This window comes from Streptococcus sp. 2022WUSS037 (assembly GCF_044427225.1).
GTDB lineage: Bacteria > Bacillota > Bacilli > Lactobacillales > Streptococcaceae > Streptococcus.
The window spans coordinates 15,173-40,995 of record NZ_JAOTGJ010000002.1; the positions used below are offsets into that span (position 1 = coordinate 15,173).

At 38.1% G+C, this 25,823-nt stretch carries 26 protein-coding genes; 22 read left to right on the forward strand and 4 right to left on the reverse strand.

Translation table 11 applies throughout. The features are described 5' to 3' along the window. The first annotated feature begins 2 nt into the window (after positions 1–2). From ODU55_RS01445 to ODU55_RS01550, 22 genes are all read left to right on the forward strand, one after another. Positions 3–275 carry a hypothetical protein gene (locus ODU55_RS01445; RefSeq protein WP_099778171.1) on the forward strand — a complete coding sequence of 91 codons (273 nt, stop codon included), beginning with the start codon at positions 3–5 and terminating at the stop codon, positions 273–275. Between the two features lie 17 nt (positions 276–292). Continuing rightward, positions 293–589 carry a BMC domain-containing protein gene (locus ODU55_RS01450; RefSeq protein WP_099778170.1) on the forward strand — a complete coding sequence of 99 codons (297 nt, stop codon included), beginning with the start codon at positions 293–295 and terminating at the stop codon, positions 587–589. A 14-nt stretch (positions 590–603) separates the two neighbouring features. Beyond that, positions 604–918 carry a BMC domain-containing protein gene (locus tag ODU55_RS01455; RefSeq protein WP_099778169.1) on the forward strand — a complete coding sequence of 105 codons (315 nt, stop codon included), beginning with the start codon at positions 604–606 and terminating at the stop codon, positions 916–918. A gap of 16 nt (positions 919–934) precedes the next feature. Beyond that, positions 935–2,308 carry an aldehyde dehydrogenase family protein gene (locus ODU55_RS01460; protein ID WP_105147195.1) on the forward strand — a complete coding sequence of 458 codons (1,374 nt, stop codon included), beginning with the start codon at positions 935–937 and terminating at the stop codon, positions 2,306–2,308. A 23-nt stretch (positions 2,309–2,331) separates the two neighbouring features. Further along, complete coding sequence (cutC, locus tag ODU55_RS01465; protein ID WP_105147211.1) at positions 2,332–4,878, forward strand: choline trimethylamine-lyase; 2,547 nt, start codon at positions 2,332–2,334, stop codon at positions 4,876–4,878. Between the two features lie 68 nt (positions 4,879–4,946). Next, the gene (gene cutD, locus ODU55_RS01470; RefSeq protein WP_105147196.1) at positions 4,947–5,936 is read left to right on the forward strand and encodes a choline TMA-lyase-activating enzyme; all 990 of its coding nucleotides are present in this window, start codon (positions 4,947–4,949) and stop codon (positions 5,934–5,936) included. A 34-nt stretch (positions 5,937–5,970) separates the two neighbouring features. After that, on the forward strand, positions 5,971–6,306 hold the full coding sequence (locus ODU55_RS01475) for a BMC domain-containing protein (RefSeq protein ID WP_099778165.1): 336 nt from the start codon (positions 5,971–5,973) through the stop codon (positions 6,304–6,306). Beyond that, the gene (locus tag ODU55_RS01480) at positions 6,303–6,749 is read left to right on the forward strand and encodes a EutP/PduV family microcompartment system protein (protein WP_105147197.1); all 447 of its coding nucleotides are present in this window, start codon (positions 6,303–6,305) and stop codon (positions 6,747–6,749) included. The genes ODU55_RS01475 and ODU55_RS01480 overlap by 4 nt, the downstream gene beginning before the upstream one ends. After that, positions 6,746–7,879 carry a 1-propanol dehydrogenase PduQ gene (locus tag ODU55_RS01485; protein WP_105147198.1) on the forward strand — a complete coding sequence of 378 codons (1,134 nt, stop codon included), beginning with the start codon at positions 6,746–6,748 and terminating at the stop codon, positions 7,877–7,879. Before ODU55_RS01480 ends, ODU55_RS01485 begins: the two co-directional genes overlap by 4 nt. Positions 7,880–7,913: 34 nt before the next feature. Then, the gene (locus ODU55_RS01490) at positions 7,914–8,525 is read left to right on the forward strand and encodes a hypothetical protein (RefSeq protein WP_105147199.1); all 612 of its coding nucleotides are present in this window, start codon (positions 7,914–7,916) and stop codon (positions 8,523–8,525) included. Beyond that, positions 8,503–9,345 carry an ethanolamine utilization protein EutJ gene (eutJ, locus tag ODU55_RS01495; protein ID WP_105147200.1) on the forward strand — a complete coding sequence of 281 codons (843 nt, stop codon included), beginning with the start codon at positions 8,503–8,505 and terminating at the stop codon, positions 9,343–9,345. The genes ODU55_RS01490 and eutJ overlap by 23 nt, the downstream gene beginning before the upstream one ends. Positions 9,346–9,354: 9 nt before the next feature. After that, positions 9,355–9,654 (forward strand): EutN/CcmL family microcompartment protein, encoded by a 300-nt coding sequence (locus ODU55_RS01500; RefSeq protein WP_105147201.1) that lies wholly within the window; start codon positions 9,355–9,357, stop codon positions 9,652–9,654. A gap of 12 nt (positions 9,655–9,666) precedes the next feature. After that, entirely contained in the window at positions 9,667–10,287 is a 621-nt protein-coding gene (locus tag ODU55_RS01505; RefSeq protein WP_398581646.1) for a cupin domain-containing protein, read from the forward strand. 18 nt (positions 10,288–10,305) lie between these two features. Next, positions 10,306–10,917: a BMC domain-containing protein gene (locus ODU55_RS01510; RefSeq protein WP_398581647.1), complete on the forward strand. Its 612-nt coding sequence runs from the start codon at positions 10,306–10,308 to the stop codon at positions 10,915–10,917. A 29-nt stretch (positions 10,918–10,946) separates the two neighbouring features. Next, positions 10,947–12,602, forward strand: coding sequence for an acetaldehyde dehydrogenase (acetylating) (locus tag ODU55_RS01515; protein ID WP_105147204.1), 1,656 nt, complete (start codon positions 10,947–10,949; stop codon positions 12,600–12,602). 11 nt (positions 12,603–12,613) lie between these two features. Next, positions 12,614–13,321: a phosphate propanoyltransferase gene (gene pduL, locus ODU55_RS01520; protein ID WP_105147205.1), complete on the forward strand. Its 708-nt coding sequence runs from the start codon at positions 12,614–12,616 to the stop codon at positions 13,319–13,321. Positions 13,322–13,335: 14 nt separating this feature from the next. After that, entirely contained in the window at positions 13,336–13,608 is a 273-nt protein-coding gene (gene eutM, locus ODU55_RS01525; RefSeq protein WP_105147206.1) for an ethanolamine utilization microcompartment protein EutM, read from the forward strand. Between the two features lie 24 nt (positions 13,609–13,632). Next, on the forward strand, positions 13,633–13,905 hold the full coding sequence (gene eutM / locus ODU55_RS01530) for an ethanolamine utilization microcompartment protein EutM (protein WP_105147207.1): 273 nt from the start codon (positions 13,633–13,635) through the stop codon (positions 13,903–13,905). A gap of 24 nt (positions 13,906–13,929) precedes the next feature. After that, entirely contained in the window at positions 13,930–14,205 is a 276-nt protein-coding gene (eutM, locus tag ODU55_RS01535; protein ID WP_104929802.1) for an ethanolamine utilization microcompartment protein EutM, read from the forward strand. Between the two features lie 121 nt (positions 14,206–14,326). After that, positions 14,327–17,956, forward strand: coding sequence for a pyruvate:ferredoxin (flavodoxin) oxidoreductase (gene nifJ / locus ODU55_RS01540; RefSeq protein WP_105147208.1), 3,630 nt, complete (start codon positions 14,327–14,329; stop codon positions 17,954–17,956). Between the two features lie 267 nt (positions 17,957–18,223). Further along, positions 18,224–19,027, forward strand: coding sequence for a transporter substrate-binding domain-containing protein (locus ODU55_RS01545; protein WP_398581710.1), 804 nt, complete (start codon positions 18,224–18,226; stop codon positions 19,025–19,027). 112 nt (positions 19,028–19,139) lie between these two features. After that, the gene (locus ODU55_RS01550; RefSeq protein WP_105147255.1) at positions 19,140–19,940 is read left to right on the forward strand and encodes a transporter substrate-binding domain-containing protein; all 801 of its coding nucleotides are present in this window, start codon (positions 19,140–19,142) and stop codon (positions 19,938–19,940) included. A gap of 126 nt (positions 19,941–20,066) precedes the next feature. Here ODU55_RS01550 and glgB read toward each other — a convergent pair whose 3' ends face one another. The 4 genes from glgB to ODU55_RS01570 form a co-directional block, all read right to left on the reverse strand. Beyond that, positions 20,067–21,905 carry a 1,4-alpha-glucan branching protein GlgB gene (gene glgB, locus ODU55_RS01555; RefSeq protein WP_398581648.1) on the reverse strand — a complete coding sequence of 613 codons (1,839 nt, stop codon included), beginning with the start codon at positions 21,903–21,905 and terminating at the stop codon, positions 20,067–20,069. Between the two features lie 72 nt (positions 21,906–21,977). Further along, the gene (gene glgA / locus ODU55_RS01560; RefSeq protein ID WP_398581649.1) at positions 21,978–23,423 is read right to left on the reverse strand and encodes a glycogen synthase GlgA; all 1,446 of its coding nucleotides are present in this window, start codon (positions 23,421–23,423) and stop codon (positions 21,978–21,980) included. A gap of 8 nt (positions 23,424–23,431) precedes the next feature. After that, the gene (glgD, locus tag ODU55_RS01565; RefSeq protein WP_398581650.1) at positions 23,432–24,547 is read right to left on the reverse strand and encodes a glucose-1-phosphate adenylyltransferase subunit GlgD; all 1,116 of its coding nucleotides are present in this window, start codon (positions 24,545–24,547) and stop codon (positions 23,432–23,434) included. 12 nt (positions 24,548–24,559) lie between these two features. Next, positions 24,560–25,687, reverse strand: a complete 1,128-nt coding sequence (locus ODU55_RS01570; RefSeq protein ID WP_024418256.1) for a glucose-1-phosphate adenylyltransferase — start codon at positions 25,685–25,687, stop codon at positions 24,560–24,562. Between the last annotated feature and the right edge of the window lie 136 nt (positions 25,688–25,823).

Genomic DNA, 25,823 nt, shown 5'->3' on the forward strand with positions numbered 1-25,823 from the left:
TCATGAAATTGTTGCCAGCACGTACAGCTGTATTAAATTATATGAATACAGTTGAGGAAGCAGATGTTTATCAAGTTATGTCTGCATTGGAACATCAGTTTGGAAGCGAAAAACAATTTAGAGAAGATCTGTTTCTAGAGCACTTAATGTCATTGGAGTGTAATGGCTATCTTATTCAAACTGGATATGACTTGGATGAAGAAGGCAAGTTAAGAATTCGCTACCAGATTAATGATGATGGAAGATATGCAGTTGAAAAGTATATTGCGAAATAATTTAAAGGAGCAAGAAGATGAGATATCATGGTGGTCAAGCTTTAGGGCTTGTAGAAACAGTTGGTTTAGTACCAGCCTTGGAAGCTTGCGACAAGATGTTAAAAGCAAGTAATGTAAAATTAGTTTCATATGAAAATGTTGGGTCTACGTTAGTAACAATTATGGTGGTTGGAGATGTTGCTGCTGTTGAAGCATCTGTTGAAGCTGGAGCACGTGCTGCAGAGGCAATAGGCAAATTAACAGCACATAATGTTATGCCTAGACCAATCTCTTCAGTAGGAGATATGGTGTCTGTACACGATATTGATAATTGATAAAGGAGAATATAATGGAAAGATATCAAGCAATTGGTGCTGTAGAGACTTTTGGGCTTGTATATGCACTTGAAGCGGCAGATGCAATGGTCAAAGCGTCAGATGTTGAAGTAATTGCATATGTAAATACAGCTTCTGGCTATATTGCAGTTATTGTTCAAGGGGAAACAGCAGCCTGCAAAACAGCTGTTGATGCAGGTGTCTTAGCAGTAGAAAAATTAGGTACAGAGGTATATAGTAAGGTAGTGATTCCAGGACCGCACGAGGACCTAAGAAAAATTATTGATCGCTACTCCTTATCTCTAATGTTTCCTGATGAAGCAAACTAATATGAAAGTGTAAAAAATGAGATATATTGACAAAGATTTAGAATCAATTCAAGAAATACGAAACTTGCTTCTGAACGGTCAAATGTCTTTTGTTCACTTACAGAAATATAGCCAAAATGATTTGGATGCGGTTACATCCACCTTTATCAATGTATTATTAAACAACTTAGATAACTACATACCAGAGTTTGTTGATGGAAATGAATACGGTGTAAAAGAAGATGAGCTCTTTTTATGCAAACATTTCCTGAAGAGATTTAATGAAACCCTACAAAATGAAACATATGTAGGTATTATTGAGGGAAGTACTGAAAACAAGGTAATTGAAATTGGTGCCCCCCTGGGTGTCGTTGCAGTTCTACTTCCTTCTCATCCGACTTTTACACTATTAGTGAATGTATTGTTACTTGCAATGAAAACTGGAAACTCACTAATATTTATTGCTAATAAGTATTCCAGAACTTCAACTCTGGAAAGTCTTAAACGACTGATATCTGTTTCAGAGCAGTGTGGGTATCCAGAAGGAAGTATTACTGTTAGTGAAACGGTGACCGATGCAGGTATAGCTGAATTATTTTCTAGTCAAAAGGTTTCACTGATTATCAATATTGGTTGTCCGGAGTATGTTACGAATACGTTTGTGACGAATACACCTTTAATTTACGGTGGAGATTCTTCGGGACCAGTATTTATAGAGAGAACTGCTAATATTGAGAGTGCAGTTAGAAATGTTATACACTCAAGAAGTTTTCAAAATGGTATTCTACCCGGAGCTGAGCAGTTTTTAATAACGGAAAATGTTATCGCTGACCAGATTAAAGATTATATGGAAGCTAACGGTGCCTATGTATTGAACGATGAAGAAACAGAAAAGTTAATAAACTTTTTAAAAGTTTCGTCTAAGAATATTAACGGCAATTACATTGGGAAATCAGCAAGTTGGTTAGCGAAAATGTCAGGGGTGTCAGTACCTGAGGATACAAAAGTACTCGTTTCCATCCAAGACTATGTGAATGAAGAAGATTTTTTCAGCCAAAAGCTACTTTGTCCTATCATTGTAGTTTATATTGAACCAGATTGGACCCTAGCTTGTATTAAATGTATGAACCTATTGGAAGAATTAAGAATGGGGCATACCTTAACGATACATTCGACTGATTGGAAGGTTATTAGAGAATTCGCTTTGGTTAAAAAAGTAGGAAGAATTGTTGTTAATGCTCCTACTGTATGTGCTGCGACAGGAATCGTATCACATTTTCCAACATCTCTAATACTAGGTGGGATTACAACTGGTAGAGGCTATAGTTCGGAAAATATAACACCAAAACATTTGACTTATATACGTCGAGTAGGTTTTGAATTTGAAAAGGATATCAATCAAAGATTATGATTGAAAGAGAGGAAATATTCAATATGGATATGAAAGAATTTACAGCAAAATTAGAAGAAGCTACTAAAAAATTAAGCGCAGAAGAGCGTGCGTCGCTCGTGAAGATTTTCCAAAGTGTTTCAGATGATATTACAAAACCGGAAGTAACATTTGCAAGTCAACCGTATGTTGCTTCTGAAGGAACAGAAGTCCCAGATGGAATCACTCCACGCTTGCAGGCATTGAAAGATCAATACTTGAAAGCACAACCGACGATTTCATTGATTCGTGCGGTAAATTTAACACGAATTTCGAAAGAAAACGAAGGAATGCCGAAGGCAATTTTAAGAGGTACTGCTTTTAAAGAGTTTTGTAAAATTGCTCCACTAGTTATTCAAGACAACGAGTTGTTAGTTGGTGCCCCAAACGGTGGTGCACGCTTTGGCGCCTTCTCTCCAGATATCTCATGGCGTTGGTTGCGCGATGAGATTGATACAATTTCTACACGCCCACAAGACCCATATGCTTTAAGTGAAGAAAATAAAAAAATCTTAAGAGAAGAGATTTTTCCATATTGGGAAGGACGTTCTGTAGATGAGGCGTGTGAGTCTCAGTATCGTGAAGCGGGTGCTTGGGAACTTTCTGGTGAATCGTTTGTTTCAGATTGTTCATACCATGCTTGTTCAGGTGGTGGTGACTCCAACCCTGGTTATGATGTTGTAGGTATGCGTAAAGGGATGCTTGATATCATAGCAGAAGCAGAAGCTCATCTGGCTAAATTGGATTATGGTAACCCAGATGATATAGAAAAAATTTACTTCTACAAGGCTCAAATTCTTACTGCAGAGGGTGTCATTATTTACGCGAAACGTATGTCTGATTACGCTGCAGAGTTAGCTGTCAAGGAAACAAATCCAAAACGTAAAGCGGAACTAGAAATGATTTCACGTGTCAACGCAAATGTTCCAGCTCATAAGCCTGAAACCTTCTGGGAAGCTATGCAATATGTTGTGACTATTCAACATTTATTGCTATGCGAAGAGAACCAAACAGGTCTATCAATTGGACGTGTTGACCAATATATGTATCCACTTTACAAGCGTGATATTGAAGCTGGTCGAATGAACGACTATCAAGCATTTGAGCTTGCTGGTTGTATGTTCATCAAGATGTCTGAGATGATGTGGCTTACTTCAGAAGGGTCATCTAAATTCTTCGCAGGTTATCAACCATTTGTAAATATGTGTGTCGGCGGTGTAACTCGTGAGGGTCGTGATGCTACAAATGATTTGACCTATCTCTTAATGGATGCCGTTCGGCATGTGAAAGTATATCAACCTACTTTGGCAACTCGTATCAATAATAAGTCGCCACGTAAGTATCTGAAGAAAATTGTAGATGTCGTTCGAGCAGGGATTGGATTCCCAGCCTGTCACTTTGATGACTCACATATCAAAATGATGTTGGCTAAAGGTGTATCTATGGAAGATGCGCGTGACTACTGTTTGATGGGTTGTGTTGAACCACAGAAATCAGGTCGTTTGTATCAGTGGACTTCTACAGCTTACACACAATGGCCTATTTTGATAGAGACCACATTGAACCATGGTATTCCATTGTGGTATGGCAAGCCAGTTACTCCGGATATGGGACCATTGGACCAATACAAGACGTTTGAGCAATTTGAAGCAGCTGTCAAAGAAACAATTAAATATGTAACAAAATGGACTTCTGTAATGACAGTTATTTCTCAACGTGTACAACGCGAATTGGCACCAGCTCCATTGATGTCTATGATGTATGAAGGTACGATGGAAAATGGTCGCGGAGTTAAATCGGGCGGTGCAATGTATAACTTCGGTCCTGGTGTTGTTTGGTCTGGTCTTGCAAACTATGCTGACTCAATGGCTGCGATCAAGAAATTGGTATTTGAAGATAAGAAGTATACACTTGATGAATTAAATAAAGCCTTGATTGCAGATTTCGAAGGTTATGAGCAAATTCGTGCAGATTGTTTGGCAGCGCCTAAGTATGGTAACGATGATGACTACGTGGATTACTTTGCATCAGATATTGTAGAATTTACGGAAGAAGAACATCGTAAGTATAAGACTCTTTATTCAATTTTGAGTCATGGTACTCTTTCAATTTCGAATAATACGCCACTTGGTCAAATTACAGGCGCCTCTGCATCAGGCCGTCGTGCATGGACACCACTATCTGATGGTATTTCACCAGATCATGGTATGGATACGAAAGGACCAACAGCAATTATTAAATCCGTTTCCAAAATGGCAAACGAAAATATGAACATTGGTATGGTTCATAACTTTAAGATTATGGCTGGTCTTCTTGACACACCTCAAGGTGAGGAAAGTCTGATAACTCTGCTTAGAACGGCTAGTATTCTAGGAAACGGAGAAATGCAATTTAACTACCTTGATAACGCTATATTGGTAGATGCACAACAACATCCAGAAAAATATCGTGATTTGATTGTTCGTGTAGCTGGTTATAGTGCATTCTTTGTCGAATTGTGTAAAGATGTTCAAGATGAAATTATTGCTCGTACAGTCTTGACACGAATCTAAATTTTAAGCTGGATACAGTAAGACCTCTTAAAAAGGTCTTACTGTCCCCACTTTGTTAGGAGAGTAGTATCGTGACAACAATAAAAAAACATGAAACACGAATCAATGTATTCAACGTTCAAAAGTACAATTTATATGACGGACCAGGTATTCGTACTATTGTTTTCTTCAAAGGTTGTCCAATGCGATGTAAATGGTGTGCTAACCCAGAAGGACTTGAATTTGGAACAAACATTATGCATAAGGAAACTTTATGTAAACCTTATAATGCTTGTGCGAAGACTTGTCCACTTGGAAGTATTTGTTTCAAATTTAAGAACGAATCTGCACCTATTCCTTATGACTATGCAGATAAAGAGCATCCAATTGATGTAAAACGCTATCAGAAGAAACGACCGACGAGAGCAGATATTGAGGGGTGTCCAGAAGGAGCCTTGACAATCGCAGGTGAATCAAAAACGATTTCCGAGTTGATGGATATCATTCATGAAGACGATGCCTTTTATGAAATGTCAGGCGGTGGGGTGACTTTATCCGGCGGTGAGTGTTTAGCACAGGGTGAGGGGGCGTTAGCTTTACTGAAAGCTTGTAAGCAAGATGGACTAAATACTGCGGTAGAAACAGCTGGCTATGTTCCCAATAAGGTTGTCATGAAAGTGGCTGAGTATACAGACTTATTTTTGTTTGATTTGAAGCATATGGATTCAAAAAAACATAATGAATGGACTGGAGTTGGTAATGAGCGTATTTTAACTAACCTGAAATCAATATTAGATGCAGGCTACAATGTTAAGATTAGAATGCCAATGTTGAAGGGAATTAACGACAGCGAAGAAGAGATCCGAGCTATTATAGAATTCCTCAGTCCGTATAAAAATTCACCGAACTTTAAAGGGATAGATTTATTGCCTTATCATAAATTGGGTGTAAATAAATACAAACAATTAGGAATGGAATATCAGATTGAGGGAGATCCCTCGTTAAGTCAATATGATTTAGATAGAATTGAAAGTTACATACTTGCTTATGATTTTCCTGTCACTGTAGTTAAGCATTGAGCGGTTAAGAGGTGATGCATTTGTGGAAGAAAATATGAAAATGGATCGTATTATTCAAGAATCAGTTCCGGGGAAACAAATCACCCTAGCACATATCATTGCGGCTCCTATTCAAGCTGTTTATGAAAGTTTAGGTGTGGAAGATAGGGGAGCGATTGGTATCCTAGCTATCACCCCTTATGAAACCTCTATTATTGCTGCAGATCTTGCAGGGAAAGCAGCTGGTGTTGACATTTGTTTTGTTGATCGTTTTACAGGCTCGCTAATGTTCTCTGGAGATGTACAAAGTGTTGAAACAGCATTGCAAAGAATTCTTGATTTTTTCAAAGAGAATTTAGGTTTTTCAGTAGTTTCATTAACGAAATCATGAAGAAACGAATACTCATAATTGGTTCAGAAGACCAAAAGAAGCTAGAGCTTATGAGATTATTAGAGAACAATAGAGAGTGCAGAAGCATTCAATCGACACAATATGGTTGTGAAACGATATCAGTTCCCGGTAGTTATCTTAGAAGTTCTGGTATGAAGAAGCATATTATAGCTATTCAACAAAATGCATACTGTGTTTTAATGTTGCTAGACTCTAGTCGTAATCATAAAATTTATTCACCAAACTTCGCACATTCGTTTAGAATTCCGACTATTGGTGTAATAATAAAAAGTAGTGAACAAAGTGTAGATAATACATTGGAGTGTAGGAAAGAGTTAAAGGAAGCTGGAGTGCATGATATAGTTGAATGGCAAGAAGGAGTATTTGATGGGGATATCCAAATACTTAACAAAATAGTACAAATTAAAGAAGGTAATCGATGAAAACGAATGAATTTCAAGTTGGCCCACGCTTTATTTTTGGTGATGGAGCTGTTAAAAAAATTTCAGAGTTACCAATAAAAAAGGCATATATTATCTGCGATCCCTTTATGGAAAAAAGCGGTATGGTAAATGAGGTTGTAGAAGTACTAAAGCCTTTGGAAGTTGAAACCATGGTATTTTCTAAGGTAGTACCCGATCCAACTATTCCAGTTGTTTCAGAAAGTGTGGCTGAAATTAGAAGATTCAGGCCCGATACTGTCATTGCACTTGGTGGTGGGTCGGCGATGGATACAGCGAAGGCGGTAATACGTGTTTACTCTGAAAGCGAGAAAGTTGTTAGACCGTATTTGATTGCAATCCCGACAACAAGTGGATCAGGTAGTGAGAACACAGCGTTTGCAGTAATTTCTGACCCAAAATACAATGAAAAGATAGCTTTAGTCGATAAGTCGATGATTCCTGATGTGGCCATACTTGATAAAGTGTTTACGGTATCAGTTCCTCCGCAAGTTACAGCAGATTCTGGAATGGATGTCTTAACTCATTGTTTAGAAGCTTATGTCTCTCAACAAGCAAGTGATTTTTCAGATGCTTGTGCAGAGAAAGGTATTCATCTTACATGGACATACTTATTGGAAACTTATCGAAACGGAAGTAGTGTTGTAGCTCGTGAAAAAATGCACAATGCCTCATCCTTAGCTGGTATTGCATTCAATAATGCGGGCTTGGGAATTTGTCATAGTCTATCGCATGCAATTGGAGCGTTTTTCCATGTACCACATGGCCGTATCAATGCTTATCTACTGCCATATGTTATAGGTTTTAATGCCTCAATTGAAGATAGAACAGAAACTAGTGTTACTAATCGATATGCACAAATTGCATCAATGCTGAAGTTGGAAAAATCCACTTCGAAACAGTCAGTTATTGCCTTAATCAACTCTATAAAACAATTATCAAGTAAATTAGGAATCCCTAGTTCTTTGGAGGAGTTGGGGATTGATAGACTAGAGTTTGAGCGTATGATACCAGAAATGGCACAAAGGGTTATGGAGGATGCTTGTACTCCAACTAATCCTAGACCAGTCACTAAATGCCAGATTGAAACTCTTTATCAATCATTGCGATAAGAAAATATTTATTATTGAATGGAAGGAGGGTGTTATGAAGTATATTACTGAAGATGATTTACGTCTAATTTACCGTGACAATCCATTTGAAACCTTCACTATTCAAGCACAAACAAGACTGACACCAGGAGCAAAGACCTTTTTAACAGACCGGAGAATAGCAATCATTGATGAACGGAACAACAAGCACAAGCAAACGGCTACATTTACTAATTGTAAACAAGAGGAATCGATGGTTTCACTATCAAATGAGTGGCTACAATTACGTTGTGAGTGTTTACAAATTGCTTATAGTTTGTTGGATACAGATTTTTCTATAGCGGAAGAATTGTGCATGTTAGAACAGACGTTAGCTATGCCAGTTAAACAATCTTCTCATTCTATTGTAGTAGACGAAGCTCAATTGATTGATAGATCCTGTATTGTTGAACACCTAGGAAGGTTGAGAGTCTTATTGAAATCTCAAAGAGGGAAGATTCTTTCTCAACTTTTTCCCCTATATTTTAGAATGGAAGCTTTGAGTGAAAAAATTGATGGGCCAGAAAAATCCATTCTTTATCAATCAATAAATCGCTTAGCTCATATGATTACTGGATATATAAAGAAAAGTGAGGATGTTGCCTATGTTTCGAAACAAATTACCTAAAACGTGTGATCAGTATGTAGAAGATTTTGAAAAGGTTGAGTTACAACCAATAATAAGAAACAATAAAATCTACTATACTGGAGTGGACTTAGGTACTGCGTATATTGTATTAGTTGTTTTGGATGAACATAGGAACATTGTTGCTGGTGCTCATAGAGCAGCAAGCGTGATTAAAGATGGTATGGTAGTGGATTATATTGGGGCTATCCGCATAGTAAGGGAGTTGAAGGAAGAGCTAGAAAAGAAGCTACAGACGGAACTCCTTTATGCAGCAGCTGCAATACCGCCTGGAACAGATTCACTAGATGGTGGAGCAATAAAAAATGTTGTTCAAGGTGCTGGATTTGAATTGACAGCTTTGTTAGATGAACCGACAGCAGCTAATACCATAGTTGGATTAGAAAATGGTGCAATTGTGGATATTGGTGGAGGAACAACAGGTATTTCAATATTAAAGAATGGTGAAGTTGTAAAAACGGTTGATGAAGCAACTGGTGGAACACACTTTACACTCGTAATATCTGGTGCCTATCATCTTAGTTTTGAAGAAGCGGATGCTTATAAACGTAATGAAGAAAATCATAAAGAGTTAATCGGCATATTGAAACCAGTAGTACAAAAAATTTCAAGCATCATTAGCAATAATATTGCTAAACATGAAGTGGATCTTATTTATTTAGTTGGGGGTACAAGTTGCCTAACGGGGATTGAAACAATCATTGAGCAGGAAACAGGCATTAAAACAGTAAAACCTAAGAATCCAATGTTTGTGACTCCAATCGGAATAGCTATGAATTGTAGTCAAGAAATAAAATATTAGGAGGCAAAGATGTTAGTTGCAGAATTAGTGGATACAATTTGGGCTACTAGAAAATCTGAGGCTCTAAGTGGCGTGAAATTTTTACTAGCTAAAGTTGTTGGAGGCAGTCGGTCGGGAGAGATAATAGTTGTTGTTGACATGATTGGTGCTGGCATAGGTGACCGTGTGATTGTAGCGACCGGGACGGCAGCACGACGGATGATGGAGGACGATCAGATGCCTGTAGATGCTGCTGTAATCGGGATTATTGATGAAAATTATGATCAGGTTAAACAAAAAAATGGGGAGCAAAATAGATTTTTAAATTAGAAAGGAGAAAAAATGGCAAAATTGATCATTGCAAAAGATATTCTTGCATGTAAAGAAGCGAATCAAAGCATTTGTTATATTGAAAAAGGCACAATAGTAACGCCAGCTGCACAAGACGAAGCGAAAAAATATGGCATTTCATTTGAGTGTTGCGCTAATAGGTCTACTGATACCGAGCAACAAATAACAGCAGATGAAATTTTAGATATACTGAAAAATTTGCTAATACACAATTCAGATAAATCTGCAAATAACATGAGACCTTATCGATTTGTTTCACATACAAATGGTATGAAACTTGTACGTGGCTCAACCGTACGAATGGATGATTTTGATACTGGTACACCGAATACTAAGGTAGGATTTCAAGAATTGGTTGGTCAACATGAATCCAAAATGAGTGCTGGTTTCCTTACAATTGAAAGCTCCAAGTTTGCATGGAAGTTACCATATGAAGAAATAGATTATGTTATTTCAGGTACTGTAACGATTGAAATTGACGGTCAGACATTTGTGGCACGCGAGGGGGATGTTTTATTCATACCATCAGGATCGGATGTTGTTTGGGGTTCACCGGACAATGCAAAATTATTCTATACTACCTATCCATCAAATTGGTCAGATTTATTATAGTGGAGGAGGCCATATGTAATGAAGGCTTTAGGTTTAGTAGAAACTTATGGTTATATAGGAGCCATTGAAGCTGCTGATGTTATGCTAAAAGTTGCCAATGTTACTTTATTGAAATTAGAAAAAGTTCGTGGTGGCTTAGTCACAATCAGTATTGAAGGTGATGTGGGGGCTATAAAAACAGCTGTAGAGGCAGGGGCTAACGCAGTTCAAAGACTAAATAAGGAAAGTTTTATTGCTTCACATGTTATTCCTAGACCAGATCAACAATTATCGTCCATCTTGAAAGAAAATAAACCAACACTGCACCTTGTAGACGAAGAGAGTCTTGAACAAGAAGAAATTATTTCAGATTTAGTTGAACAAGTATATCATACAGATGTAGTGGAACCAGAAAAAGAAAATAAAGAGAACAATCAGTCAGATGAAACTGTGGAAGAAAAACAGCCAAAGATTATTACAGTTGCTGAGTACAAGAAACAGTTGCAAAAAAAGAAAGCTGCAGAGTTGCGGGAAATGATAGTTGAAAATAAAAATATTTCTGTTACAGAAGAAAAATTATCTAATTTAGTTAGAAAAACAATGATTGCTATGTTGTTGGATGATTTTGCTTTGCAAGTCGATGATAAATAGGGTGAAAACATAGGAGGTTTAAAAATATAATGAAGACAATTGATGTTGATCTCTGTTCAATCCAAGAAGCGCGTGACTTGGTGAGGCGTGGTAAAGAAGCAGCTAATAAAATTGCATATTTCTCAGATGAACAGATTGAAGCTATTCTAAAAAATATTGTAAAATGTGTAGAATCAAATGCATATTATTTAGCAAATATGGCTGTTGAGGAAACAGGTTTTGGTAAAATTGAAGACAAAGCATATAAAAATTATGCCGCTTCAAGTTTGTTATATGATGAAATTAAAGATTATAAAACATCTGGTATTTTGGATTTTGATGAAAAGAATAGGGTGTTTAGGGTAGCAGAACCTATGGGATTGGTGTTAGGGATTACCCCTTCAACAAATCCAACTTCAACGATTATTTATAAGTCTATCATTTCGATAAAATCAAGAAACGCAATTGTTTTTGCGCCACATCCATCTGCAAAAAGATGTAGTGTAGCAGCTGCTGAATTGGTAAGAAAAGCAGCTGTTGAGGCAGGAGCACCGGAACATATTATCGGATGTGTAGCAAGTCCAACGTTAGAAGCAACTAATGAATTGATGCACTCAAAAGATGTCGCAATCATCATTGCGACAGGTGGACCAGGTATGGTGAAAGCGGCCTACAGTAGTGGTAAACCAGCTATCGGAGTTGGAGCAGGAAACTCCCCAGCTTATATTGAAAAAACAGCAGATGTAAAAAAAGCGATAGCAAATATCATTGCTTCAAAAACTTTTGATAATGGAACGATTTGTGCTTCAGAACAAGCAATTATTTGCGAGGAAAGCAATCAAGAAGATGTCTTGAAAGAGCTTAAAGCCCAAGGTTGTTACTTGATGTCTAAAGAAGAAACTGACAAAGTTTGTGATTTGATTTTTAAAGGGAATACAAAAGGTTGTAATCCAACAATGAATCCATTGTTTGTTGGACAAACAGCTAATAAAATTGCAGATGCAGCTGGTATTAGCGTGCCTAGAGAAACCAAAATTCTAGTTGGACCTCAAGTAGGAGTTGGAGCAGGGAATCCATTATCGTTTGAAAAACTCACAACAGTCATTGGCTTCTATGTAGTTAAAGATTGGGAGGAAGCTTGTGCATTAAGTATTAAACTTCTTCAAAATGGAATAGGGCATACAATGAGTTTGCATACTAGTGACCCGGATATGATTTTCCGATTTTCTAGTAAACCAGCTTCTCGGATTCTTATCAATACAGGAGGTAGTCAGGGTGGAACAGGTATTTCTACTGGTCTCCCGATAGCCTTTACTTTGGGTTGTGGTACGGATGGTGGAAGTTCTGTCTCTGATAACTTGACGCCAAAGCATTTAGTGAATATTAAAACTGTTGCTTATGGAATAAAGGATGTTACAAAGATTGTGGAGTTAGATAGTCGTTTCTTATCTCTACCAAAATTAACAGTAGAAACAAGGTTAGAACAGAGTGTTGATGCCACCGGATCTGCAAGCATCCATTGTCAACCAAAGGATAAATTGGAAAAAGACTTCTTTAACCAGACACCTCAAGCAATTCAGGCTGCATTTGAAGCGCGTGAGAAGAAAGTGTTAGAAGTATCCAGTCAGCAAGTTGAAGAAATTGTTGAAGAGGATATAGATAATGAAGCTATTGTCAGGGAAATTTTAGCTTCACTGAGGAAATAGGGGGTGATTCTATGGGAGAAGATTTGGAAAGTTTGTTCTACAAGGTGATAGACTATCTTGATGGCGGAGAAGATATTAGCTTACAGCAACCCGCTGAAGATACTTCGGTTATCGAAAAAATTGCTGAGAAGAAAAAAGATGTTTTTGGAAGTCGAGTGATTCCACTTGGTGTGTCAAATAGACATATTCACCTATCGCAGAGAGACGCAGATTATTTGTTTGGAGCAGGGTATCAGTTTAATAAGCTGAAAGAATTGTCACAAAAAGGGCAATATGCTTATAAAGAATGTGTAATAATTGCTGGTCCCAAGGGTGTGATCGAAAAAGTAAGAATACTGGGTCCGTCCCGTCAGGATAGTCAGGTTGAATTGCTGAAAAGCGACTGTTATAAACTGGGGATATCAGCGCCATTGCGACTATCAGGTGATATTGATAATACCCCTGGGTGCACAGTAATCGGTCCGAAAGGTTCTCTTCAGCTTACAAAAGGTTGTATTGTAGCTAAACGACATATTCATATGAATTCTAATGACGCTAAGCATTTTGGTGTAGAAGATAAGCAAGTTGTTTCGTTGGAAATACCGGGAGAACGTGGTGGCGTTATTCATAATGTAGTTGTCCGAGTAAAAGATAGCTTTTCGTTAGAGTGTCATCTAGATACCGAGGAAGCAAATGCTTTAGGTGTTACTGGATTAAATAAATTACGTATTGTCAAATAAAAGGAGTAAATAGTATGACTTCAGAAGCATTAGGAATGATAGAAACTAAGGGCTTGATTGGCTCTATTGAAGCAGCCGATGCCATGGTAAAAGCAGCCAACGTAACCCTTATCGGAAAAGAGCATGTTGGTGGTGGTTTGGTAACAGTTTTAGTTCGTGGAGATGTGGGAGCAGTTAAAGCAGCAACTGATGCAGGTGCAGCAGCAGCTCAACGTGTCGGTGAATTGGTATCTGTTCACGTTATCCCACGTCCACATACAGAAGTAGAAACAATTCTACCCCGCTAAAATCAGTAAAAAGGAGTAAGTAGTATGACTTCAGAAGCATTAGGAATGATAGAAACCAAGGGTTTGATTGGCTCCATTGAAGCAGCCGATGCTATGGTAAAAGCAGCCAACGTAACCCTTATCGGAAAAGAGCATGTTGGTGGTGGTTTGGTAACAGTTTTAGTTCGTGGAGATGTGGGAGCAGTTAAAGCAGCGACTGATGCAGGTGCGGCAGCAGCTCAACGTGTCGGTGAATTGGTATCTGTTCACGTTATCCCACGTCCACATACAGAAGTAGAAACAATTCTACCCCACTAAAATCGGTAAAAAGGAGTAAGTAGTATGACTTCAGAAGCATTAGGAATGATAGAAACCAAGGGTTTGATTGGCTCCATTGAAGCAGCCGATGCCATGGTAAAAGCAGCCAACGTAACCCTTATTGGAAAAGAGCATGTTGGTGGTGGTTTGGTAACAGTTTTAGTTCGTGGAGATGTGGGAGCAGTTAAAGCAGCGACTGATGCAGGTGCAGCAGCAGCACAACGTGTCGGTGAATTGGTATCTGTTCACGTTATCCCACGTCCACATACAGAAGTAGAAACAATTCTACCTAAAGCTTAGTTATTTTTTGGAATAGCATCAATATAGTTAATTTAACTGTTATCAATAGAAAGGCTCATCTAAACGAGATGAGCTTTTCTAAAAAGTGGACGAGGCAAGATAGAATAAAGGAGGGATAGATATGTCATATCAAGAAATAATGGATGGGAATATGGCGGCTGCTCATGTTGCATACGCCTTTAGCGATGTAGCAGGTATTTATCCTATTACTCCGAGTTCAACGATTGGAGAATGGCTTGATATATGGCATGCTGAAAAGAGGAAGAATATATTTGGTCAAACAGTAAATATTGTAGAAATGCAATCTGAGGCAGGAGTTGCAGGTTTTGTCCATGGTTCGTTAAAAACTGGAGCGCTAACAACAACTTGCACTTCTTCCCAAGGATTATTGTTGATGCTACCCAATATGTACAAGATTGCTGGAGAGTTGTTACCTGCAGTATTTCATGTTGCAGCACGTTCTATAACAACCAATGCACTAAGTATCTTTGGTGATCATAGTGATGTGATGTCTGTTAGACAAACAGGATTTGCAATGCTGTCAGAAGGAACAGTTCAAGAAGTAATGGACTTATCATTAGTGGCTCATTTGGCAACATTAGAATCTAGTATCCCTTTTGTTAATTTTTTTGATGGTTTTTCAACCAGTCATGAATTACAGAAAATTAGGGTTATAGATTATAAAGAAATGAAGCCTTTGATAAACGAAGAAGCCCTTAATGTTTTTCGTGATAGAGGCATGAACCCGAATCGTCCAACAGTATCTGGAACTAACCAAGGTCCAGAAACATTTTTTCAACAAAGAGAAACTGTAAATCGTAATTACCAGATTCTTCCTTATGTAGTTCGAAAATACATGAAGAAGGTGAATAAATTATTCGGTACAGATTATGATTTGGTTCGCTACCACGGTCATCCACATGCAGAGCGTATTCTAGTAGCCATGGGCTCTGTTTCCGCAACTGTTCGGCAAACCGTTGATTATTTAGTGAAAAAGGGTGAAAAAGTAGGTTTTATTCAAATTCATCTTTATCGACCATTTCCTTTACAGGAGTTTTTAGAGAAACTTCCCAATAGCGTTAAAGCTATTGCAGTACTGGATAGAACGAAAGAATCAGGTGCATTGGGAGAACCATTATTTTTAGATGTTAAAGCTGCCCTGTACGAGAGTGTTCATAAACCGATTATTATAGGTGGTAGGTATGGTCTGGGTTCAAAAGATACTACCCCTGATCAATTGATTGCAGTATTCTCTGAGTTAGAAAAAAGTGAGCCTCGAAGTCGATTTACCATTGGTATAGAAGATGATGTAACTAATCTATCTTTAGAACTTAGTCGACCATTAGATTTAACATCGAAGGATACATATCAAGTAAAACTGTGGGGATTTGGTGGAGATGGAACTGTAAGTGCAAGTAAATCCATTGTACACATTCTCGGTAAGCATATTGATTCAGCTATTCAAGGTTCTTTTTATTATGATTCTAAGAAACAAAGAGGAATTACGATTTCAAATTTGCGACTTGGAGGACAGCAAATTCAATCTGCTTATTCCATACTAGAATCAGATTTTATTGGAGTAAGCATGCCTGGTTATTTAAGGCAAATTGATTTAATAAAGGGACTGAAAAAAGGAGGCGTCTTTCTACTAAATACAACTTGGTCGCAAGAAAAGGTCCATAAGTTGCTTCCGAATAAATTGAAAAAATATATAGCGGATAATGAGATACAATTTTATATCATAAATGCTTATAAAATAATGCAAATGACGGGTCTAAATGGAAAGGCAGGGATATGTCTGCAGGCAGCTTTCTTTAGCATTGCTAATCTTATTCCGTTAGACGTTGCTATTACTTCAATGAGAGAAGAGATTGTAAAGAATTATGGGCATAAATCGGAAGAAATTATTGTTCAAAATATGAAAGCAATCGATGAGACACTTTCCACACTTGAAAAAGTTGATATTCCACTCGAATGGAACTTGTGCGATGAATCCAAAGATTCACCTATTAAACATTCAACACAGTATGCGAAAAATATTCAAGAACCTTTAAATCGTTGTGAGGGGAATTCGATAACGGTAGGGCAATTGATTGACAATGGCATAGTTGCTGGTGATATTCCGCTTGGTACATCACATACTGAAAAAATGTGTACTTCTTGGGAAGTCCCTCAATGGACTCCAGAAAACTGTGTGCAATGTAGTTTATGTTCATTTGTTTGTCCTCATGCAGCGATTAGACCAATCTTACTTGAACAAGATGAGTTGGAACAGGCGCCTACTGGCTATAGAGTAAGAGACTATAAAGGAAAAGATGGGCTATTTTATCGTATCCAAGTCTCTATTGAGGATTGCACGGGCTGTGAATTGTGTGTTAAAGCATGTCCAGCCAAGGAAAAAGCCTTAAAAATGGTAGAAGTTACCGACAAGGGGGAGAACAGTCATAAGGAACAAGCAATAAATTGGGCATTTTCAATGACACTACGAGCAAAAGAAAATCCGGCAAAAAAGGGAACGATTGCTTATACACAATTTGAGAAACCTCTATTGGAATCTTCAGGTGCTTGTTCTGGCTGTGGTGAAACTCCATATGTAAAATTACTGACACAGCTATTTGGTAGCAGAATGATGGTCGCTAATGCTACGGGATGTTCTTCAATTTGGGGCGGTATGTTCCCAACAACACCGTTTAGCACAAATTCATTCGGTCAGGGACCTTCTTGGAGTAACTCATTACTAGAGGATAATGCAGAATTTGGTTATGGAATGCTGATTGCTACACAAACACGAAGATATGCTCTTGTTGATGAAATGCTTACTGCTAAGAATGAAGCCAGTTCAAAATTAAATGAGTTGATAGATGATTGGATCGAGAATATTGATAATGGTTGCGGGACCATTGCTCGTAGCAAGAAGTTAATTGACTTACTCAAGTCCGAAAAAGACAATGCAAAACCATGCTTGCAAAAACTATATGAAAAAAAAGACCTATTTGTAAAACCTTCTCAATGGATTGTTGGTGGTGATGGTTGGGCTTATGATATTGGCTATGGAGGTTTAGATCACATCCTTTCCACTGGTGCGGATGTAAATATCCTCGTGCTTGATAATGAGGTATATTCAAATACTGGAGGACATCTATCAAAGAGCACACCTACTGCAGCCATTGCAAAATTTTCAGCAGCTGGAAATCGAAGCTCTAAGAAAGATTTGGGAATGATGGCTATGACATACGGGAATGTGTATGTTGCTCAAGTAGCTAGTGGTGCCAATCCTATTCAAGTTATTAAGGCATTTGAGGAAGCAGAACGTCATCAAGGACCGTCACTCATTATCGCATATGTTCCATGTATCGCTCATCGCTTAGAAGGTGGGATGAAAGAAAGTTTACAAGAAGCTAGAGAGGCAGTCGAAGCAGGGTATTGGTCGTTATATCGATACAATCCAGAGTTAGAAAAAGACGGGAAATGCCCGATGATTTTAGACTATAAGCGTCCAGATTTCAATAAAATGATACCTTTTATGTTAAAACAAGAACGTTTTGAATTATTGCAGCGTTTTGATGTTGCGGAGGCACATAACCTATACCTTAAAACAGTTGAACAAGCTAGGCGTCGTTTTTTGAATTATGCTCGACTTTCAGGTGATTTAGATAATTATCTGAAAAAGGAGGAGAGAAAGACATCAAAAGATACCTATAAGGAGGAAGAAGTATCTTTAGAGAAGATAATACATACTTTGGATTTTTGATATCTTTGGAATCTTTGTTATATTATAGTGAATAAATTTAATAGCATATTTCAAAACATGTAAACACTATCTATTGAATAGATAGTGTTTTTGTTGTATAAAAATGCAAAAAAATTATTGACAAGTGTATAAAAATACTATATACTAGTTCCATTACTTCAAAAAAAAGGAGAAGAATCAATGAAAAAAGTCCGAAAACTCCAAAATTTGCATAATCAATGAATAAGTATTCCATATTTAATGAATAAAAAGGAGAAGAAGATGAATATTAAGAAGATTGTAAAAACTGGTTTGGTAATGGCTACAAGTTTGAGTTTGGCTGCATGTGCTAGCAATGAGTCGACAGATAATTCCTTGAAAAATGTTCAAGATAAGGGAACATTAGTCGTTGCGCTCAGCCCTGAGTATGCTCCATTTGAATTTCGAACATTGGTGGATGGAAAAGATACAATCGTAGGGGCAGATATTGAATTAGCTAAGGAAATCGGAAATGAGCTCGGAGTAGAAGTTGAATTTTCAGCCATGAGCTTCGATAACGTATTAAATTCTGTTCAAAATGGCAAAGTTGACCTGGCAATTTCAGGAATTTCAGCGACAGAAGAACGTGCCAAAGTCTTCGACTTTTCTATTCCTTACTACACATCAACCAATGAATTGATCATCAATAACGCCAATAGTTCACAGTTTACTAGCATATCATCACTGGAATCAGCTAAAATTGGGGTTCAAAAAGGCTCTATTCAAGAAAAGATTGCAAATGATTTATTACCAAATGCAAGCAAGGTTTCCATCAGTTCCAACGGGGAATTAATCAACGAATTAAAAGCTGGAAAAATTGATGGCATTATTTTTGAAGAACCGATAGCCAAAGCCTATGTAGCCCAAAATGATGATTTGTTGATTGTAGATACTGAAATTGAAAGTAACTATACCGATGCTTATGCCGTTGCGCTACCAAAAGGTAGTACCGCTTTGAAAGAAAAAGTGGATGCAGTTATCGAAAAACTTGTTTCAGAAGGGAAATTCGATACATTTGTCCAAGAAGCCTATGATTTATCTATAAAAAATTAAGCTAAAAATGAATAAAAATAAGAAAAATCTATTGACAATTGTATAAAAATAACATAAAATGAGAACATATTCTGAAACAACCAGAAAATTTATGAAAAAAGGATAATTATACATGAAAAAATTATTTACATTAGCAGCAACAGTTTTAGCAGGACTGACATTGGCAGCTTGTTCTTCGACGTCATCACAATCTGCATTAGATAAAATTAAAGAAAAAGGAACATTAGTAGTGGCAACTAGTCCAGACTATGCTCCATTCGAGTTTCAGGCACTAGTTGATGGAAAGAATGAAGTTGTTGGTGCAGATATGATGTTGGCTCAAAAAATAGCCGACGAACTTGGGGTCAAGCTTGAAGTTTCAGCAATGAGTTTTGACAATGTATTGTCTAGCGTTCAAAATGGCAAAGCTGATATTGCAATTGCTGGTCTATCTTATTCGGAAGAGCGTTCAAAAGTTTTTGATTTCTCTGAAAGTTACTATCAAATTTCTGATGTCTTACTTATCAAAAAAGATAGCGCCAATTCACTCACTTCAATTGATGCTATGAGCGGGAAGACTCTCGCGGTACAAAAGGGGTCAACACAGGAAGCCTACGCACAGGAAAATATTAGTCAAGCTAACCTCATTTCTTTAACCTTGATGGGTGAAGCTGTAAATGAGCTCAAATCAGGAAAAGTTGATGCTATTTTAATGGATTCTCCAGTTGCTGCTGGTTATGTTTCACAGAATTCAGATTTAGCCGTTGCATCCGTTGAATTTCCAACGATTGATGAAAATTCGAAAGTCATTGCTTTGCCAAAAGGTAGTACAGAACTAAAAACTGCGATAGACAAGGTTATCGCAGAAGTAAAAGCAAGTGGTGACTTTGATACTTTCCTTGAGAAAGCTGCAACATATACAAGTGTTGAATAAGAGAAACGAACAATCATCGGAAACGGTGGTTGTTTTTGCATGCAAAAAGAATGGAATAAGTGAGCCACACTCCAAAAGTTAGACAGAAAATTGGGGTCGGTTCAATACTCCATTCTTTATAGATAATTATTTCACACGCTCTAGATAAAAACTGGTCAAACGTGGTACAGTAATTCTAGCTCCATTTTCATCTGGATAGAGGCTAAATGTGTCCATTGGAATAGCATTAGATGAGAAGACAAGTTTATATTCGCTGTCAGCTGGCAAATCCAAGTGTACATCAAATAGTTCTTGATCATTAAAGTTATGAATAGTCAAGATTTCTTGCTCATCACTAGTGCGAGAAAAAGCATACAGGCTTGCTTCTTCATCTATTTTTACCCAATTAAATCCTTTTTCATAGGCTTGGTAGTCATATTTCCAGAAAGCTTCATGTTCTTTATAGAAAGTAGATAATGTTTTCATCATTTGATAGAAAGAATGGTGGATTGGAAATTGTAGCAGTCCCCAGTCCATTTCTGTATATTCGTGCCATTCACGGATATGACCCCATTCATTTCCCATGAAGAGTAATTTCTTTCCAGGATGGGCAAAGTAAAAGCTGTAGTAGACTCGAGCCAGATGGAACTTATCTTCGTAGTCGCCATTCATCTTCTCGATAATGGAGTGCTTCCCATGAACAACTTCGTCGTGCGAAAGTGGCAGTAAGAATTGCTCGTTTTGGTTATAGTACATACCAAAAGTGATTTCATTTGAGTGATATTTTCGATAAATAGCAGGGCGTTCCACGAATTTTAGTGTATCATTCATCCAGCCCAGGTCCCATTTCATATCAAATCCAATACCGCCATCTTCTAGAGGATGTGTGACTTTAGGGAAGCTTGAAGAGTCTTCAGCAATCATCAAGACTCCCTTATAGTCGGTATGGACCATGGCATTGACACGTTTGATAAAGTCAATAGCGGCATGATTTATCTTATCTTCATCTGTTTCACCACGCCAATAGAGGAGATAAGATAGTGCATCAACACGGATGCCATCAAAATGGAAATATTCCAACCAGTATTTTAAATTAGAAAGAAGGAAAGAACGAGTCAGTCCTTTTCCAAGGTCAAAATTAGCAGTCCCCCACTGGTGGTTTTCACGGTCTTGTTCGTAGGAGTATTCGTATAGCCAACTACCATCAAACTGGTAGAGCCCATGAGCATCTTTACAGAAATGAAGTGGTACCCAGTCAAGAATCACTCCGATTCCTGCTTGGTGACATTGGTCAACTAAATACTTAAGTTCATCTGGCTTGCCATAGCGACTAGTTGGACTGTAGTAGCCTGTTACCTGATAGCCCCAAGACGCATCGAGAGGATGCTCGGTAATTGGCAATAATTCAATATGTGTGTAGTTATTTTCCTTGATATGTTCGATGAGAAGTGGAGTAATTTCCTTATAACTATTGAAAGCTTCTACAGGAGCTCCTCCTTCATTCTTATTAGCAAATTTTTGCTTCCACGAACCTAAGTGCACCTCGTAGATGGATACTGGCTGTTCTTTAAAATCATAGTTAACACGATTATACATCCAGAGGTCATCTTTGAATTTATAACGCGAATTGTAGGTTGTAGAGGCAGTGTCTGGACGAACTTGGCTGAAAAATGCATAAGGGTCAGCCTTATATATTTCACGCCCATCGTGTGTGATAATCAGGTATTTATAATATTCAAGGGATTTTAATCCGTCTACATAAAGTTGAAACACACCATCAATTTCACGCTCCATAGAGTGACTGCGTTGCCACTCATTAAAGTTGCCAACTAAGAATACTTCTCTGGCATTTGGGGCATAGACACGAAATTGGGTTCCGATAATTTTGTTTCCTTCTTTTATAATATGAGCACCCATTTTTTCGTAAAGAGTGGTATGCTCACCAGCATTCATATAATATAAATCTAGGTCAGTAAATTCTGTCATAGCAATCTCCATTGCCGAAAAGGAGTGGACTAGGGTCCCACTCCGATTCAGTTTATTTTTTCATCTTATTTCCTAATCACTAATTTCACGGTAGAGCCAGATGTATTTCTCTGCCGAAGCTGTCCAACTAAAATCACGCTTCATAGCTTGTTCAACCATGGCATGCCAGTCATCTGGACGATCATAGTAGGTTTGAAGGGCTAAATCATAGACTTGTCGCATATTGTAAGCGTCACGCCCTCCAAAGCTAAAACCAGTTCCTTCTTTGGTAGACATATTGTATGGTGCTACAGTATCAACCAAGCCACCTGTTTCACGCACTAGAGGGAGTGTTCCGTAATGCATTGAAATCAACTGGCTAATGCCGCATGGTTCAAACATAGAAGGCATGAGGAAAAGATCGCTTGCTGCATAAATTTGGTGGGCAAGTGGTTCATTGTAACCACGGTAGAATGCAAATTTATCAGGATAGGCGTGTTTAAAGTGATTAAAGGCATTTTCAATATCTTCCTCACCATTGCCTAAGATAACAAATTGGACATGGGCTTGAAGAAGATGGCCAAGTACCTCGGTCAAGAGATAGAACCCTTTTTGCCATGTCAAGCGAGAGACGATACCTATCAATAGGACATTCTCATCTTGTGGAAGGGCAAATTGTGCTTGCAAGGCCAGTTTATTAGCCTTTTTACTTTCAATCGTTTCAAGACTATAATTTCTCACAAGGTACTGGTCTGTTTGACTATCCCAACTATCATAGTCGATACCATTGACAATGCCAACCAAGTCATATTTGCGCAACTCTAGTACATGTTGCATGTTTTCGCCGAATTCTTCCGTTAGGATTTCGCGAGCATAAGTTTCAGAAACTGTAGTAACCTTGTCAGCGTATAGGATACCAAGCTTCATGAAGCTGATACATTCATCATGAAAACGTGCAATACCATCCAAATAGTAGCTATAGTCCATGCCAAGCGCTGACCAAAGCGCTTGTTTATGGAAAATTCCCTGAAAAGCCAAGTTATGAATAGTGAATACATGCTTGATATTGCGGAATTCTTCGCGGTAGCTATAGAAAGTACGGCAAAGGAATGGAAGGGCAGCAGTGTGCCAGTCATGTGTGTGCATGACATCCGGGAAGAAATGAAGTGCTTCTAACAGACGACATGTAGCATGTTGGAAATAGCCAAAACGCATGGCATCATCGTCATATCCATATAGTTCATCACGTTCAAAGAAATCGCGGTGCTCAATAAAATAGAATGTTACTCCATCAACAACCTGACTGTAAACATTTGCCATAGATTGGATGTCGCCAGCTCGCACATCAAAACTTGATACGTAATCGAAATCAGAGTGATTATTTACTGCAATTTTTTTGTAGAGTGGTAGAACGACTCGGACATCTAAACCCTGTTTTACCAATTCTTTTGGCAAAGAGCCAATAACATCAGCCAATCCGCCAGTCTTGATGAACGGAAGTCCCTCGGATGCTACAAAGAGAACAGATTTTTTTGTCATGTTAGCTCCTAAATGATTTGGTGTGGTTTCAAGTATGAAGGCGAAGTTTCGCTTCCCTTGATGTCAATTGGGTGAATAATTTTAGTTGCTTTATCGATAATTGCATTTTCAATATTTGCCCCACTCTTGATTGTCACGCCATTGAGAATGATTGAGTTTTTGATAACAACGCCTTCTTCGATGATAACATCGCGGTCAATGACTGAATTTTCGACTTGACCATTGATGTTTGCCCCGTTTGAAATTAGGCTACGTTTGACCTCTGCCAATGGACCATACAAACATGGTGAGCTATCACTTGTTTGGGTATGGATTGGCCAATCATGTTTGAAGAGGAGTTTGCGGGTATCTTGGTCAATCAATTCAATTTGAGTATTGAAGTAGGAAGCAGTCGTATTGATACATGCGACATAATCACGATGTGCATAGCCCATAATCTTGTACTGGTCAACTGTATCACGTAAAATATCTTTTAACCAGTAGAGAGACGACACTTTGTTAGCACGTCTAATCAAGTCGATAAATGTAGTCCGTTTCATAATATAGGCTTCAAGGGAAACGGAACGGTTCTTATATTTACCGTGGTTTTCTTCAAATGCAACAACACGACGGTCTTCGCCAAATTTTAGTGTTTGGCAACCGATGAAATTTTCTTTAGCATCTGAAATATTTTTATAAAGAACGGTAATATCGGCATCCGTTGCGATATGTTCATCCATGACTTTTGAAAAATCCTGGCTATAGATGAAGTAAGATGGAGCAACTAGCACATAATCTTTTGTAGAATTTTCGATGTAGTGGATGTTTTCTGTGAAGGCGTTAATATCATGACGATAGACACTATTTGGGTCTGTTGCGCTATTGAGCAAGCGAAGGGTACCGCGTTTACTGTTGATATTATAGTGTTTGCCTGTACCAACGTGCTGAATTGTTGAACGCATTTCGGCAGGCATGTACACTTGGAATTCTGTAATTCCAGAGTTTGACATATTGGATAGAGCAAAGTCAATTAGGCGATAACGACCTAAGAAACCGAAAGCTTGTACGCCACGGTGCTTCATCACATCACCAAAATGTACATTGTTTCCTTCAATATTTACAATTCCGAGAGTATTTCTTAGCATAGCAGTCCTTTCTTACTTGGTTACATTCTTGTCGATCAAGAGGATATGGTCGATGTCTCCTGTGAGTTTAACTCCGTCAGCAATTTTAATATTTTCAGCGACGATGACGTAGTCAAGCTCAACACCTTCGCCGATAATAGCACCAGGCAGGACGACAGAATTTTTTACGACGGCATCTTGGTTGACCTGTACATCTGTTGAAATAACAGAATGTTCTACTGTACCATCAATAACTGCTCCTTTATCAATATAGGCAGATTTAACAGTTGCAGTCGCACCAATTACTTGAGCTGGTGAGCCCTTGTCTTCGGAATAGATTCTCCAAGAACGGTCGGACAAGTCTAAGTCACCTGCATGGTCAATCAAGTCCATATTAGACTCCCAGAGGCTATTGACAGTACCGACGTCTTTCCAATAGCCACGGAATGGATGGGCAATGAGAGTGCGGCCATCTTCTAAGTATTTCGGAATGATGTCATGCCCAAAATCGTGAGATGAAGTGTCCAATTTGTCATCTTCTTGAAGGTACTTTTTCAAGGTCTTCCAAGTGAAGATATAGATACCCATTGATGCCAAATTGCTCTTAGGATTTTCTGGTTTTTCTTCAAATTCTTCAATACGGTAATCTTCGTCCGTATTCATGATACCAAAACGTGAAGCTTCTTTGATTGGAACTTCGATAACCGCAATCGTGGCATCTGCTTTTTTCTGAATATGTGTATCAAGGAGTTTGTCGTAGTTCATCTTATAGATGTGGTCACCAGACAAAATCAATACGTACTCTGGATCGTGAAGATCAATGAAATCAATGTTCTGTGTAATAGCGTCGGCTGTACCTTTGTAAAGTCCGAAACCTTCGATTTTTTCACTCGGTGGCAATACAAAGACACCAGATCCTTGTACATCAAGCCCCCAACGTTGAGACTGAGCAACGTATGAGTTCAAGAGAACAGGCTCATACTGAGTCAAAACTCCGACAATATCAATACCCGAGTTGGCACAGTTACTGAGAGGAAAGTCAATAATGCGGTACTTTCCGCCAAATGCGACCGCTGGTTTGGCGACTTTTTTTGTCAACCCTTCTAGACGTGTTCCACGTCCACCAGCAAGAATCATAGCTAACATTTTATTTTGAGCCATCTAACCACTCCTTAATATATATGATATGTGTATTATAGCATAAACTATAAAAAAATGAAAGCGTTTCCTTAAAGAAAAATGAATTATTTTCATTTTTCTTTTCAACGTCTTTCATAAATGTATCATAACATATTGT